The organism is Streptomyces gossypii (assembly GCF_025165795.1).
Lineage (GTDB): Bacteria > Actinomycetota > Actinomycetes > Streptomycetales > Streptomycetaceae > Streptomyces > Streptomyces gossypii.
The window spans coordinates 118,926-133,492 of record NZ_JAJAGO010000016.1; the positions used below are offsets into that span (position 1 = coordinate 118,926).

The following is a 14,567-nucleotide window of genomic DNA, read 5'->3' on the forward strand; positions in this document are numbered from 1 at the left end:
GACTTCCCGGACGCACGGTCACGGCACCCGGATGCGGCCTTCGGCCAGCCCGAGGGCTCTGCTGACCAGTTGCTGCGCGCAGGGTGCAAGGTGCCCTTCCGGGCGGCGGGTGCCGCCCGGAAGGGGGCCGTCAGCTGCCGGGGACGGTGTCCTCGAAGGTGGTTCCGGATTCCCGGTAGGCGTCGATCTTCTCGTTCACCTGGGCGGGAGTCAGCACCTGGTCCTGCGTGTGCAGGACGTAGTCGACCTTCTGGTCATAGGCGCGCGGGGTGGTGGAGGTCTGTCCGGCGAGATCGATCAGCCACTGGTTGAAGTTGATCGACATGTCGCGTTCGGGCAGGTAGCGGGCCTCGTGGGTGCCGAACAGCTGGCCGTCGACGTAGTAGTTGATGGCGTTGTCGTCGATGGTGAGCACGAGGTCGTGCCAGCCCTGGTAGCTCTGCCGCGATTCGGTGTGCCGGTTGACCGCCTCCCACGGGTCCGGACGGTAGGTCTCCCACGAGGTGACGTAGAGGATGTTGGAGGGCTCGCCCCAGCCGCCGTTGGGGAGGTACTCGAAGTCGTATTCCGAGTAGTCGTCGGCCATCGGGGCCGTCAGGTCGTTGATGGGGAAGAACGTCTGCACGAGGTGGTCGCCGTCCGGCCCGGATTTCGGGGCGTCGGAGAAGTGGACCCGCGCGGCGTACGTCCCGTTCCTGAACTTGGTGGCCTGGGTGAGGATCTCGGTGTGCTCGGTGGACGCGCCGGTCCCGGCCGTCGAGGTCTCCATGTTCATCAGGGAGTTGCCGCCCTCGGTGGCGAAGGTGACGTTCGACGGGTCCCAGGTCGCGCCGGGCACTCCGGGGCCGCCCGCGTTGGAGCGGATGCTCCAGCCGTGCGCGCGGATCTGCGGGTCGGTGTGGCCCGAGTAGTTGAAGTCGTCGAACAGGCTGGGTGCGTCACCGGGCGGGTCGGGGTCCGGGTCCGGGTCCGGACCGGGGTCGTTCCCGTCGGGGGCGGTGCCCCAGGCGATACTGCCGCCGACCTGCGCCGTGATCTTGTCGGCGTTGCCGTACGAGGTGCGGCTCGCGTCGAAGGAGTAGTCATCGCTCTGTCTGACCGGCTGCCAGTTCGTCTGGTGGAAGCGCAGTTGGAGGTCGCCGGTGTCGGCGCCCGGGGCGAGCGAGCCTGCCCCGGAGGTGAAGCCGACTTCGAGGTAGCGGTCCGCGGTGGCCGTCGGGTTGGCGAGCCTGCCGAAGGTGCCGGTGACGTTCGCGCAGCCCTTGACCGCCCAGGAGCAGGCGAAGCGGTATTCGGCGGAGGCCGAGTCCGCCTTGAAGTAGTAGCGGACCTTGACGCCGCTGAGCGGCGTGCTGCTGCTGCCGGTGTTGACGACCTTCAGCCAGGGCTCGGTCTGGTCCGCGGTGGCGCCGGTCGCTCCCGTCTTGTACTGGACGGCCAGGGTGCCGTCGGCGGCCGTGGCCGGGGGTGCGGTGAGTCCGGCCACGCACAGGCCGGACGCGGCGGCTACGACGAGCGCGGTGCGTGCGGCCGTGCTTCGCCGCTGTTTCTTTCCGTACATGAGTGCTTCCTTCCGGTAGGAGGTCGGGATTCCTAGGAGACACGTGCCGTTCTGGCCACCGCGGCGGAGGAGGGCCGCGGTGCGAGTGGGCGGTAGTTGACGCCGAGGGCGTCCAGGCGTGCGGTGTGCCGCTCCAGGCAGGGCAGGAAGTCGTCGGCTCCGCCCGCGCTGTCCGTCCACGCCCGGTCGGCGAGTGCGCAGAGCCGCGGGAAGGCCAGGTACTCGATGTGGCCGGGGGTGGTGACGAACTCCGTCCACAGCTGGGCCTGGGTGCCGAGTACCCGCGCGGCGGCCTCGCTCTCCCATGCCTCGGGGGCCGGGTCGAGCGCGTGGACGGCCTTGAGGTCGACGACGGCGCCGGGCTGGGCGGCGGGCTCGCCGGAGTCCTCGGACTGCGCGTAGTCGAGGTAGGTGGAGAGGTAGTGGGCCGTGACCACGTCGTGGCCCCGGCGGGCGGCGTTCAGGCCGTCCACCTGGCCGCGCCAGGACATGACGGTGAAGCCGGGCGGCAGTTCGGCGCCGGTCTCGGCCCAGCCGGTGGGCCGCCGCCCGTGCTGCACGAGGAACTCACCGATGCGGCCCATGAACCAGCCGTGCAGTGCCTGCGGTCCGGACAGCCCTTCGGCCGCCACCCGCCGGCGCGCCGCAGGGCTCCGCTCCCACTCCACGGTGGGGCACTCCTCGCCGCCGAGGTGGATGTGCTCGGACGGGAAGACGTCCATGACCTCTGCCAGGACCGTCCGGCAGAAGTCGAGGACTTCGTCGTGGACGCCGAGGACGGTCTCGCAGACTCCCCACCGGGTCCAGACGTCCAGCGTGCGGCCGGGGTTGTTGCCGAGTGCGGGATAGGCGGCGAGGGCGGCCCGCACATGGCCGGGCATCTCGATCTCGGGGACCACGGTCACCCCGCGCCGCGCCGCGTAGGCGACCAGCCCGGTGAGTTCGGCGCGGGTGTAACTGCCGCCGTGCCGGCGCCCGTCGTACGTGGTGGAGCCTGCCGGGCCGACCATCGACTGGGCGCGGTGGCCGCCGATCCCGGTGAGCCGGGGGAGCGCGGGGACGGGCATCCGCCATCCCTGGTCATCCGTCAGGTGGAGGTGCAGCACGTTGAGTTTGTGGAAGGCGAGCAGGTCGACGTAGCGGCGCAGATAGGAGACGGGCTGGAAGTGACGGGCCACGTCCAGCATGGCTCCGCGCCAGCGGTAGCGCGGCACATCGGTGATCTCGGCACACGGCATCGACCAGGCCTCGCGGCGCGGCGCTGCGGCCTCGGGCGCTGCGGCGAGGGCCGCCGGGGGCAGGAGCTGGCGGATCGTCTGGATGCCGCGGAGCAGGCCGGTGGCGTGGGCGCCGCGGAGCAGCAGTCCGTGGGGGCCGATGGTGAGGCCGTACCCCTCCTCGCGCAGGCCGCTCAGCTGCGGGTCCACAGCCAGCACGATCTCGCCGGCGGGGGAAGCGGGCAGCGGCAGTCCGGTGGCCGGCCCCAGCAGCGTGCGCAGCAGGTCCGCGGCGTCCTCCGCTCCGGGCATGGCCCGTACGGAGGTGGTGGCGTCGAGGGTGAAGCGGCCGGGCCGGGGCACTACGCGGGTGGGGCGCGGGACGAGGTCGAAGTGGGTGCGGCTTGCGGGCATGGCGGCCTCCGGTTCGAAGCGGGACGGGTCCGTGCTGGGCGCGGCGTGCAGGGGGCCAGAGGGTCAGCCCTTGACGGCGCCGCCCGTCATGCCTGTGGCGACCCGTTTCTGGAGCACCAGGAACAGGATCAGGACCGGCAGGGCGAAGAGCGTGGAGGCGGCCATGGTGGCGCCCCAGTCGGTGCCGAAGACGTTGGAGAAGGACGACAGCCAGACGGGCAGGGTGCGGTCGTCCTGGTTCTTGATGATGAGCATGTTGGCGAAGGCGAACTCGTTCCACGCGGTGATGAAGCCGAACAGCGAGGTGGCGAGCAGGCCGGGTGCCAGCAGGGGGAAGGTGACCCGGCGGAATGCCTGGGCGCGGGTGCAGCCGTCGACGCGTGCGGCCTCTTCCAGTTCCACCGGGATACCGGTCAGGAAGCTGCGCAGGGTCACGATGGTGAACGGCAGCGTGATCATGAAATAGATCAGCGTGAGCATGGACAGCCTGTCCAGCATCCCGGTGTCCCGCGAGATGATGTAGATCGGGATCAGCATGGCCTCCCAGGGCGCCACCTGGGCGATGAAGACCATGAGCAGGAAGCCGCGCCGCCCCTTCCAGCGCATCCGGGCCACGGCGAAGGCCGCGCCGACCGCCACGATGAGGGCGAGCAGCACCCCGCCGAGGGTGACCGTCAGGCTGTTGCGCCAGAAGATCCAGAATCCGTCCGCCCGCACGGCCGTCGAGAAGTGCTCCAGGGTCAGCGAGGTGGGCAGGAAGACCGGGGTCTCGGACTGGATGTCCCCGGTCGGCTTGAAGGCGGTGAGCACCATCCAGTACACCGGAAAGACGGAGCAGAGCAAGACGACGAGGGCGGTCACGGTCAGCGGCAGCCGCCGCAGACGCCGCCGCAGTCGCACTCGCCCGTGGCGCCGCTTCGCCTGTGCCTTTCGTCCGGTGCCGCCGTGCGCCGCCGCCGCGCCGGGTCCGGTGAGGGTGTGCGGTCTGCCGGGGCGGGTCCCCGTCGCGGCACTCACAGTTCTGCCTCCTGCTTGTACATCTGGCGGAAGTAGGCGATGAGGACGGTGACCAGCAGCAGCACGGTGATGGTGGAGGCGGCCGCGGCGAGGTCGTAGCGGTGCAGGGACTGTGCGACCTGGAAGGCGTAGACGGGCAGGGTGGTGGTCGCTCCGTTGGGCCCGCCCTGGCTGACGGCCCAGATCTGGGCGAAGCAGCGGAAGACCCAGATGACCTCCAGACACAGCACCAGGCCGAAGATCGGCCGCAGCATCGGCAGGGTGAGGGAGCGGAAGATGCGGGCCGCGCTCGCGCCCTCCGTGCGGGCCGACTCGTAGATCTCCTCCGGCACGGTGACCAGCGCGGCGTGCAGGGTGATCGCCGCGAACGGCACGGACTGCCAGACGACCAGCACCACCAGGATCGCGAAGGTGGAGTTGCCGTGGGCGAACCAGGTATAGCCCTCGAAGGAGTCGAAGCCGATCCGGACCAGCACCCAGTTGACGACGCCCATCTGCGACTGGAAGAGCCACTGGAAGACCGTGGTGGCGGCGATGTGCGGGGTCGCCCAGGCCAGTACCAGCCCGCTCATCACCAGCATGCGCATCCGACGGCCGAGCCGCTGGAGCATGAGGGCGACGAGGGTGGCCAGCACCATGATCAGCACGACGTTGACCGCGGTCCACACGAAGGTGCGCCGGACCACCTCCCAGAACTCCGTGTCGCCGAGGATCTCGCGGTAGTTGTCCCAGCCGGCGAATCCGGCGCCCCCGCGGATCAGTTCGCGCATGCCGAAGTACTGGAAGGAGATCAGCAGGTTCCGCAGGACGGGGTAGGCGAGGAGGAAGGCGGCACCCAGCACGGTGGGCGCGACAAGCAGGTAGGGCCAGAGTCCGGCGATCCGGCGTGGCACGGAGGGCAGGGGGCGACGGCGCGGTGGACGTGGCGGTGATTCGACGACCGGGTTCTTCCGCACGGTTGCGGTCACGGCCTCCTCCTTCCCAGGCTCGTGTGGTCAGGACGACTTCGCGTTGAGGGTCTTGCCGATCGACTCGGACGCCTCCTTCGCGGCGGACTTCGCGTCACCCCCGGTCAGCACCCGGGTCTGGTACGCCTTGATCGGGTTGTTGGCCTCTACGGCCGTCCACTGCGGCGAGTTGGGCGTGGCCCGCCCCCCGGGTGCCGCCTCCGCCATCTCCTTTGCCCCCTCCGTTCCCTTCAGCGCACCGGACAGCGAGGCACGGTTGGGCACGTAGCTCATGGTGGTGGCGAGCTCGGTCTGCCACTTGTCGCCCGCGAGCGCCTTGACGACCTGGTAGGCGAGGTCGGGGTGGGCGGACGTCTCGGGGATCACCAGGTCGGAGCCGCCGAGGAAGACGGTGCCCGGTTTGTCGGCGCTCTTGCCGGGTATCGGGAAGAAGCCCAGCTTGCCTTCGAGTTCGGGGTTGCTCTCGACGGCGGCGCGGGCTACTCCCGGAGCGGAGATCATCTGGGCGACGTTGCCTTCACCCATCACCTCTGCCTGCGGGGGCTCGGCCTCGTCGGCGTCCTTTGGCCCCTTGCCGTGGGACTGGAGCTCCCGGTAGAAGTCCATTCCGCGCAGCGCTTCCGGGGTGTGCAGGGAGCCCTTCCAGGTGCCGCCGGATCTGACGGCCAGATCGCCGCCCTCGTCCCAGATGAAGCCGGCAAGCACGTGCCAGGACTGGCCGGGCAGGTAGATGCCCTGAGTCCCGCCGGAGTTGAGCTTCGCCGAGGCTTCGGTCCACTGATCGCGGGTCTTGATCGCGGCGGCGTCGATGTCCGCCTTCTCGAAGAGGTCCTTGTTGTAGACGACGACACGGTTGGCGGCGTACCACGGGATGCCGTACTGCTTGCCGTCGGTCCTGCCGGGCTCGGCGAGACCGGGGAGCCAGTCCTCGCCCTTGAGTTCGCCGACCTTGCCGGTCAGGTCCCGCACTCCGCCGCTCTCCGCGTACTGCGCGACCTGGGTGTTGCCGACCTCGATCACGTCAGGGGCGTCGTTGCTGGCCAGTGCGGAGGTGATCTTCTGGCTGATGCCCTCCCACTCCTGGATCTGGATGTCCAGGACGGTGCCGCTGTGTCTCTTCTCGAAGTCCGCCGCGAAGCGGTCGAGGTAGGAGTCGGTGACGCTGTCCTTCATCACCCATACGGTCAGCTCCTCGGAACCGCCGGATGAACCGGAGGAGTCGGAGGAGCCGCAGGCGCTGAGCCCGGCGGTCATCGCGAGCGCGGACAGGCAGGCAAGCAAGCGGAACTTCACGATGCACCTCGACCAGGAGAGACCTAACCACTTGACCAGTGGTAGCCAACTGGATACATGACCTGTTGGTGGTGATGAAAATGGCATGGACCAATGAGGTCGTCAAGTACCCCTGCATACTTCGCTTTACAGGCCCCACCAAGGGCATTGCCGATCACCCGAGGGCGGGCCGCCCTTCCCAGCAGCTAGACTCCACTTACCAGATGACCACCTTCGACAAGCTCAGCACCACTGGTAAACAGAAAAAGGCAACAAGGGGGCATGACGTGAGGGACGGGGACAACTCCGCGGCAGGGGACACCAGTCAGGGCACCGGCACGGACGGCTACGACGAGAGGGGCCCGGAGGCCGGCACTCCGGGAGCGGTGCTCAAGCGGGAACGAGTGCGCGAGGTGATTCTGGAGCTGATCGAGTCGCGCCAGGCCGGTGACGCCATCCCGTCCGAGCGCAGCCTCTGCGCCCGACTGGGCGTCTCCCGGCCCACGCTGCGGGCAGCCGTGGACGAACTCGTGGCCACCGGACTGCTCGTGCGGGAACACGGCCGCGGCATGTTCGTCGCGCCCCGGAAGATCACCCAGGAACTCGTCTCCGGCGACCAGCTGCTCAGCGTGCCGCAAGCCTCCGGCACATGGTCGAGCCGGCTGCTGGAGTTCACCACCGTCCAGGCCGGCGCCCGGACGGGGCGGAAGCTGCGGCTCTCCCCGGCCGCCGAGATCGTGTACGTCGCGCGGCTGCGGCTGGTCGAGGGGGCGCCGATCGCCATCGAACACCTGCACATTCCGGCCGGGTTGGTGCCCGGTCTCTCCGCTCCGGAACTGGAGGCCGGTGACCTCTACGAGCACCTGGGCGAACACCACCAGGTGCATGTCCGGGAAGCCGTCCAGGCGATCGAGCCCACCGTCGTCACCCGGGCCGAGGCCGATCTGCTCGACGTGCCGGTGCTCTCCCCCGCGCTGCTCTTCGAACGGCTCACCACGGACACCGAGGGCCGCCCGGTGGAGTATGTGCACTCGATCTACCGGGGCGACCGCTACCGCATCGTCTCCAGGCTGACACTCGGCCCGACCGGTGCCACCTCCTCCGACCCCGGCGAGCACCACCCCGGCATCCCGCCAGGGGACTTCGCCTACCGCGACCCGATGACCTCCTCCACCGTCGGAGACATCCAGTCGGGCCGTTGACGTAGGGGCGGACGAACCGGCTCAACCCCTGGCGGCTGCTTCGCGGCGAAGCCACTGGAGCAAGGCCGGGTTGTCGACGGTGGTGATGACGCCGAGTGTGGCGTGATGGTGGCGGTCGTCGCCCAGCAGGGCCAGCATGCTCGCGGCCAGGTCCACACGGGCGGTGAACCTGCCGTCGGCGTGGCCCTCGACAAGGGTGTAGTCGGTGGCCGACGGCAGGTGGTAGAGCCCGCTCGGTCGCACGATCGTCCAGTCCAGATCGCTGGCCCGGACCAGCGTCTCCATCCGCCGCATGTCGTCGTACAACGTCTTGCCCAGCACCCTCGTCACGTAGGGCAGAAGTACTCGGTTGAACAGGAATCCGCCGTCGGAGTACGGGTGCGGGTCGACCCCGCTGGAGCTGACCACGGCGAGCCGACGCACCCGATGCCGATCCATCGCGGCGATGATGTTGGCCACTCCCTCCGAGTACGTGCTGATCGGCTGTTTCCCGGCAGGCACCCCGAGCGTCGACAGCACCGCGTCCCGACCGTCCACGACGGCGTCGACGGCGACCGCATCGAGCACATCGGCACCGACCACCTCGAGTCGGTCATGGTGCAGCGGAAACGCGTCAGGCTGCCGGGTGACCGCGGCGACCTGGTGTCCGGCGGCGAGTGCCTGGCCGGTGAGCAGCCGGCCAGTGGGGCCATTGGCTCCGAAGACTGCGATACGCATGACGACGGTCCTTCCCTGGTTGGTGCGCCTTTTCGAGAACGGTCGGGCAAGCTGCGCGCGGCGACTGGGGCGGGGCGCAGTCAGCTTTCCGGTGAGTCCGCGGCCCGGCCCGCCTGCCGCGTCTCGCGCAGGACCGCCCAGGCGTCCCGTACGGGGCCCACGTGCCCGAGCTTGTCGGGGTTGCTCACCGTGCGGATCGTCTGGATCTGCCCGTCGAGGATGTCGAGCGTCCAGGTGTTGATGACCTTGCCGTCCTGGTCGCGGAAGATCGCGCCGGGGTGGCCGTTCATCTGGTGCGGTTCCACGACGCCGCCGATCCGGACGAACGGTGGAAGGAGCGCGGCGAGCACCCGGCACACATGGTGAGCGCCGAAGAAGCCCTTGGCCCACTGCGGGGCCTTGCCTCCGCTGTCCGCGACCATCGACACGTCGGCGGCGAGCAGTTCCCGCAGTCCGTCGAAGTCGCCTTCCCGCAACGCGTCGAAGAACCGTTCGGCGAGTTCGTCGCGCACGCGCCGGTCGGCCTCGAACCGGGGGCGGCCCTCGTCCATGTGGCGGCGCGCACGCACCACCAGTTGGCGGCACGCCCCCTCGGAGCGGCCCACCGCCGAGGCGATCTCCGGGAAGCCGAAGGCGAACACCTCCCGCAGCACGAAGACCGCCCGCTCCAGCGGGCTGAGCCGCTCCAACAGCAACAAGGCCGCCATCGACACCGAGTCGGCAAGTTCCGCCGACTGCTCCGGATCCTGGTAGGGGTCGGTGAGCAGTGGCTCGGGGAACCACGGTCCGACGTACTCCTCGCGCCGGACGCGAGCCGAGCGCAGCACGTTGATCGAGATGCGGGTGACCACAGCCGACAGGTAGGCCTTGGCCGAGGCGGGGGGTGTGGTGGAGATCGCGCAGCGCAGCCAGGTCTCCTGGACGGCGTCCTCGGCTTCGGCCACGCTGCCCAGGATCCGGTAGGCGATCGAGAACAGCAGCGGTCGCAGCTCCTGGAACTCCTCGGTGCTGATCACGCCGGCTCCTCCACGAAGCCCTGCCGCCACAAGGGGTTGCGCAGCTCGTCGGCGAGGGCGCCGGGCCCGCAGGACCCGCCACAGCGCACCTGGTGGCCGACGGCCGGGAGTTGCGGTACCAGCCGCCTCCCCGCAATCCCGGTCCCGCTCGTCACACATACCCGCATGTTCATCATCTTCCTGACGTCAGCGCCTGTCTTCGCTCTCTGAGACAAGACAGCGCGGCCGCCTGTGACATGGCCCCCGGTCCGGCCGTCAGGAAGAGCGTCAGGAAGGGCTGCCAGGAAGAGCTGTCAGGAAAGAGCTGCCTGCCGCGCCACCGCGGAGGCGACGCTCTCGCCGACAGGTCAATGGTGCCTCTCCGCCGCGCCGGACGCCTGGATTCAGCGTCCGCGCAGGGCCCGGTACTCGGCGACGAGGGCGGACGTGGAGGAGTCCAGGCCGGGGACGGGGGTGCCGTCCGTCAGCGCGGGCTCGATGCGCTTGGCGAGGACCTTGCCCAGCTCCACGCCCCACTGGTCGAAGCTGTCGATGTCCCAGACGGCGCCCTGGACGAAGACCTTGTGCTCGTAGAGCGCGATCAACTGCCCGAGCACGGAAGGGGACAGCTCCGTGGCGAGCAGGGTCGTCGTCGGGTGGTCGCCCCGGAAGGTGCGGTGTGGCACCTGCTCCTCGGGGACGCCCTCCGCCCGCACCTCGTCCGCCGTCTTGCCGAAGGCGAGAGCCTGGCCCTGGGCGAACAGGTTGGCCATCAGCAGGTCGTGCTGCCCGGCGAGCGGGCCCAGTTCCTCCACCGGGCGGGCGAAGCCGATCAGGTCGGCGGGGATCATCCGGGTGCCCTGGTGCAGCAACTGGTAGTAGGCGTGCTGCCCGTTGGTGCCCGGAGTGCCCCAGACGACCGGGCCGGTCTGCCAGTCGACGGGGCGGCCCTCGCGGTCCACGGACTTGCCGTTGGACTCCATGTCCAACTGCTGGAGGTAGGCGGTGAACTTGGAAAGGTAGTGCGAGTACGGCAGCACGGCATGCGACTGGGCGTCGTGGAAGCCGCCGTACCAGACGCCGAGCAGGCCCATCAGCAGCGGTGCGTTGGCCTCCACCGGGGCCGTACGGAAGTGGTCGTCGACAAGCCGGAAGCCGTCCAGCATCTCGCGGAAGCCGTCCGGGCCGATGGCGGTCATCAGGGAGAGGCCGATCGCGGAGTCCAACGAGTAGCGTCCACCGACCCAGTCCCAGAACTCGAACATGTTGGCCGTGTCGATGCCGAAGGCGCCGACCGCCTCGGCGTTCGTCGACAGGGCGACGAAGTGCCGGGCGACCGCCGACGGTCCAGCACCGAGACCGTCCAGCAGCCAGCGCTTCGCCGCCGTCGCGTTGGTGATCGTCTCGATGGTGGTGAAGGTCTTGGAGGCGACGATGAACAGCGTCTGGGCCGGGTCCAGATCGCGCAGTGCCTCGTGCAGATCGGCGCCGTCGACGTTGGAGACGAAGCGGAAGTCCAGATCACGGCGGGTGTACGGGCGCAGCGCCTCGTACGCCATCGCCGGACCGAGGTCGGAGCCGCCGATGCCGATGTTGACGACGGTGCGGATGGGGAGCCCGGTGTGCCCGGTCCACTCCCCCGAGCGCACCCGGTCGGCGAAGGCGCTCATCCGGTCGAGCACCGCGTGCACCAAGGGGACGACTTTCTCCCCGTCGACTTCGATCACCGCGTCGCGCGGGGCGCGCAGCGCGGTGTGCAGGACCGCGCGCCGTTCGGTGAGGTTGATCTTCTCGCCGCGGAACATCGCGTCGCGCAGCCCGGCGACGCCGACCGCCTCGGCCAGCTCGCGCAGCAGCCGGAGCGTCTCGTCGGTGACCAGGTGCTTGGAGTAGTCGACATGCAGATCGCCGACCTGCACGACGTAGCGTGCGGCGCGGTCCGCGTCGCGCTCGAAGAGCTCGCGCAGCCCCGCCTCCCCCAGCTCCTCACGGTGCTTGGCCAGCGCGTGCCACTGGGGCAGCTGGTCGAGCCGGGTGTGGCCTTCGGTGTTCGTCTGCCCTGTCTGCACAGTCAGCCCATTCATCTCGTACGTGCCCCGCCGCACCCCAACCTAAAGGATCGACGGCACGGGCGCGCACCCGTCGGGGGTGGGCGGCCGTGCCGTCGTGGGATGTCCAACTGCCGGTCGCAGCCGCCGGGCAGGCGGCGGTCCAGGGACAGCGGCTCAGATCTCGCCGCGGAGCTTGGCGAGCGCCTCGGCGAGGATCGCCTCGCCGTCGGCGTCACTGCGCCGCTCCCGCACGTACGCCAGATGGGTCTTGTACGGTTCCGTGCGTGGCGGATCCGGCGGATTCTCGCGGTCCGTCCCGGCCGGGAAGCCGCAGCGGGGGCAGTCCCACGTCTCGGGGATCTGCGCGTCGCCGGCGAAGCTCGGCTGGGTCTCGTGCCCGTTGGAACACCAGAAGGAGATGCGCAGACGCGGCGCGGAATCGCCCCGTTCGGCCTCACCCATCGGGCCCGCTCCGACCCGGCTTCCCCGGATCGCGTTGCCACTTGCCACGGTCGTAACTCCCTGCCTCACGGTGCCGCGGAGCAACAGCGAAGCAGCTCCGCCGCGGGCGCCCTAGTGTACGTAGGGTCCAACGCACGTCCAGTGACCGGAGTTACCGCGTCGGTCACGAACGCGAGCCCATGATAGGCCGCGGATACGCGTGGGCGTCAGTCGAACTTCATCAGCAGACCGAGCACCACGATGATGGCGAACCAGGCAAGGGCGACGACGACCGTGAGGCGGTCGAGGTTGCGCTCGGCCACCGAGGAGCCTCCGACGGAAGACTGCATGCCGCCACCGAACATGTCGGAGAGGCCGCCGCCCTTCCCCTTGTGCATCAGCACCAGCAGCATCAGCAGACCACTGAAGGCGAGGAGGGCGATAGAGAACCCCATGACCACGGCTGGACCAACTCTCTCGGACTACGAGCGAACTCGGACGGTGAGTGAACTCGGACGGTGAACGAACGACTGCTTACGGGTAACGCTGAGGACAGCGGGTGGGGCCGGGCGTGAGGCCCGGCCCCCGACAGGGTACGACGCGTGGTCCCCCGTCGTCACTCGTTGGTGGTGCGGCTACTGATCGCGGAACCGGACGATCTTCACAAACTCGTCGATGTCCAGCGCGGCGCCACCCACCAGCGCACCGTCCACATCGGATTGCGCCATGATCGCGGCGACGTTGCCGGACTTGACGGAGCCGCCGTACTGGATCCGCACGGCGGCGGCGACCTCTTCGCTGTACAGCTCGGCGAGGCGTACCCGGATCGCGTGGCAGACCTCCTGCGCGTCGTCCGGCGTGGCGACCTCACCCGTGCCGATGGCCCAGACCGGCTCGTAGGCGATCACGATCGTCGCCGCCTGCTCGGCGGTGACGTCCTTGAGGCCGCCGTCGAGCTGCGCGAGGGTGTGCGCGACCTGATTGCCCGCCTTGCGGACCTCGAGGCCCTCACCGACGCAGAGGATCGGCGTCAGCCCGTGCCGGTAGGCGGCCTTGACCTTCGCGTTGCACACGGCCTCGTCCTCGCCGTGGTACTGGCGCCGCTCCGAGTGCCCCACCGTGACGTAGGTGCACTTCAGCTTGGCCAGCATCGGTCCGGAGATCTCGCCGGTGTAGGCGCCGGAGTCGTACGCGGAGATGTCCTGGGCGCCGTACTTGATCTTCAGCTTGTCGCCGTCGACCAGGGTCTGCACCGAGCGCAGGTCCGTGTACGGAGTCAGAACGGCCACCTCGACGGCCTCGAAGTCCTTGTCGGCGAGTGCGAAGGCGAGCTTCTGCACGTGCGCGATGGCCTCAAGGTGGTTGAGGTTCATCTTCCAGTTGCCCGCCATCAGGGGCGTGCGGCTGCTCATACGGTCAGTCCTCCAGTGCGGCGAGGCCGGGGAGCGTCTTGCCCTCGAGATATTCGAGGCTGGCGCCGCCACCGGTCGAGATATGGCCGAAAGCGTTCTCGTCGAAGCCGAGCAGCCGTACGGCTGCGGCGCTGTCTCCGCCGCCGACCACCGTGAAGGCGGCACCGCCCGAGGGTGCCTCGGCGTCGAGCAGACCCTGGGCCACCGCACGAGTCCCGGCGGCGTAGTCGGGGTGCTCGAAAACCCCCATCGGGCCGTTCCAGAAGATGGTGGCCGCGTCGGCGAGCTTCGCTGCGTACAGCTCACAGCTGCGCGGCCCGATGTCCAGGCCCATCAGCCCCGCCGGGATGGCGTCCGCCGCCACGGTCTCCGGGCCGGTTGGCGCCTTGGCCTTCAGATCGGGGAAGGAGGGGGCCACGACGACGTCGACGGGGAGCACGAACTCCACGCCGAGCTCCTTCGCGCGCTTGAGGTAACCGCGCACGGCCGGGACCTGGTCCTCCTGGAGCAGCGAGGAGCCGACCTCGTGGCCCTGGGCCTTGAGGAAGGTGTACGCCATCCCGCCGCCGATGAGAATCCGGTCAGCCTTCGTCATCAGATGGTCTATGACGCCCAGCTTGTCGGAGACCTTGGCACCGCCCAGCACGACGGCGTACGGACGCCGGACGTCCTCGGTGAGCTTCCTGAGCACCCCGACCTCGGTGGCGATGAGGCCGCCCGCGGCGTGCGGGAGCCGGGCCGGCAGGTCGTACACCGAAGCGTGCTTGCGGTGTACGGCGCCGAACCCGTCGCCGACGTAGAGATCGGCCAGCTGTGCCAGCTCGTCGGCGAAGGCGCCGCGCACGGCGTCGTCCTTGCTGGTCTCACCGGCGTTGAAGCGGAGGTTCTCCAGCAGCGTGACCCCGCCGTCGGCAAGTGAGCCGACGGTGGCCTTCGCGCTGTCCCCCACGGTGTCGGTGGCGAAGGCGACCTCGCCGCCCACGGAGGTGCCGAGCAGTTCACCGAGCCGCTGCGCCACCGGCGCGAGCGAGAACTGCTGCTCCGGGGCGCCCTTGGGGCGGCCCAGATGGGAGGCGACGACGACCCGGGCACCGGCTTCGGCGAGCCTGCGGATCGTCGGGACGGCGGCGCGGATGCGGCCGTCGTCGGTGATGGTGGTGCCATCGAGCGGAACGTTCAGATCGGCGCGGACGAAGACCCGCTTCCCGGCGACCTGAAGATCATCGATCGTCTTCATACTTGGTGGAACTCCTTGCTTCCGGCCCTGCCGCTGCACGGCCTGCCCCTGCACGGCCCAGGG

The 14,567-nt window shown here is 69.6% G+C and carries 13 protein-coding genes; 1 reads left to right on the forward strand and 12 read right to left on the reverse strand.

The features are described 5' to 3' along the window. Positions 1-130: 130 nt before the first annotated feature. The 5 genes from LHJ74_RS28870 to LHJ74_RS28890 all read right to left on the reverse strand — a co-directional run bounded on the left by LHJ74_RS28870 (position 131) and on the right by LHJ74_RS28890 (position 6,470). Positions 131-1,561 carry a cellulose binding domain-containing protein gene (locus LHJ74_RS28870; RefSeq protein ID WP_260221155.1) on the reverse strand — a complete coding sequence of 477 codons (1,431 nt, stop codon included), beginning with the start codon at positions 1,559-1,561 and terminating at the stop codon, positions 131-133. Between the two features lie 32 nt (positions 1,562-1,593). Further along, on the reverse strand, positions 1,594-3,192 hold the full coding sequence (locus LHJ74_RS28875) for a beta-N-acetylhexosaminidase (RefSeq protein WP_260221156.1): 1,599 nt from the start codon (positions 3,190-3,192) through the stop codon (positions 1,594-1,596). Between the two features lie 63 nt (positions 3,193-3,255). Beyond that, a complete protein-coding gene (locus tag LHJ74_RS28880; RefSeq protein ID WP_375546860.1) occupies positions 3,256-4,209 on the reverse strand; it encodes a carbohydrate ABC transporter permease in 954 nt (317 codons plus the stop codon). After that, positions 4,206-5,111 carry a carbohydrate ABC transporter permease gene (locus LHJ74_RS28885; RefSeq protein ID WP_260221208.1) on the reverse strand — a complete coding sequence of 302 codons (906 nt, stop codon included), beginning with the start codon at positions 5,109-5,111 and terminating at the stop codon, positions 4,206-4,208. The genes LHJ74_RS28880 and LHJ74_RS28885 overlap by 4 nt, the downstream gene beginning before the upstream one ends. A gap of 93 nt (positions 5,112-5,204) precedes the next feature. Next, positions 5,205-6,470: an extracellular solute-binding protein gene (locus LHJ74_RS28890; RefSeq protein ID WP_260221157.1), complete on the reverse strand. Its 1,266-nt coding sequence runs from the start codon at positions 6,468-6,470 to the stop codon at positions 5,205-5,207. 203 nt (positions 6,471-6,673) lie between these two features. Between LHJ74_RS28890 and LHJ74_RS28895 the strand changes: the two genes are divergently transcribed. Further along, a complete protein-coding gene (locus LHJ74_RS28895) occupies positions 6,674-7,651 on the forward strand; it encodes a GntR family transcriptional regulator (protein WP_260221158.1) in 978 nt (325 codons plus the stop codon). A 21-nt stretch (positions 7,652-7,672) separates the two neighbouring features. Here the strand turns inward: LHJ74_RS28895 and LHJ74_RS28900 are convergent, their stop codons facing one another. From LHJ74_RS28900 to LHJ74_RS28930, 7 genes are all read right to left on the reverse strand, one after another. Continuing rightward, positions 7,673-8,368, reverse strand: a complete 696-nt coding sequence (locus LHJ74_RS28900) for an NAD(P)-dependent oxidoreductase (RefSeq protein ID WP_260221159.1) — start codon at positions 8,366-8,368, stop codon at positions 7,673-7,675. 80 nt (positions 8,369-8,448) lie between these two features. Next, positions 8,449-9,384 carry an RNA polymerase sigma-70 factor gene (locus tag LHJ74_RS28905; protein WP_260221160.1) on the reverse strand — a complete coding sequence of 312 codons (936 nt, stop codon included), beginning with the start codon at positions 9,382-9,384 and terminating at the stop codon, positions 8,449-8,451. A gap of 383 nt (positions 9,385-9,767) precedes the next feature. Then, a complete protein-coding gene (pgi, locus tag LHJ74_RS28910; protein ID WP_260221161.1) occupies positions 9,768-11,432 on the reverse strand; it encodes a glucose-6-phosphate isomerase in 1,665 nt (554 codons plus the stop codon). Between the two features lie 156 nt (positions 11,433-11,588). Further along, positions 11,589-11,924, reverse strand: coding sequence for an RNA polymerase-binding protein RbpA (locus LHJ74_RS28915; protein WP_260221162.1), 336 nt, complete (start codon positions 11,922-11,924; stop codon positions 11,589-11,591). Positions 11,925-12,082: 158 nt separating this feature from the next. Continuing rightward, entirely contained in the window at positions 12,083-12,310 is a 228-nt protein-coding gene (gene secG / locus LHJ74_RS28920; protein ID WP_260221163.1) for a preprotein translocase subunit SecG, read from the reverse strand. Positions 12,311-12,490: 180 nt separating this feature from the next. Further along, entirely contained in the window at positions 12,491-13,267 is a 777-nt protein-coding gene (tpiA, locus tag LHJ74_RS28925; RefSeq protein ID WP_260221164.1) for a triose-phosphate isomerase, read from the reverse strand. Between the two features lie 4 nt (positions 13,268-13,271). Next, on the reverse strand, positions 13,272-14,504 hold the full coding sequence (locus tag LHJ74_RS28930; RefSeq protein ID WP_260221165.1) for a phosphoglycerate kinase: 1,233 nt from the start codon (positions 14,502-14,504) through the stop codon (positions 13,272-13,274). Between the last annotated feature and the right edge of the window lie 63 nt (positions 14,505-14,567).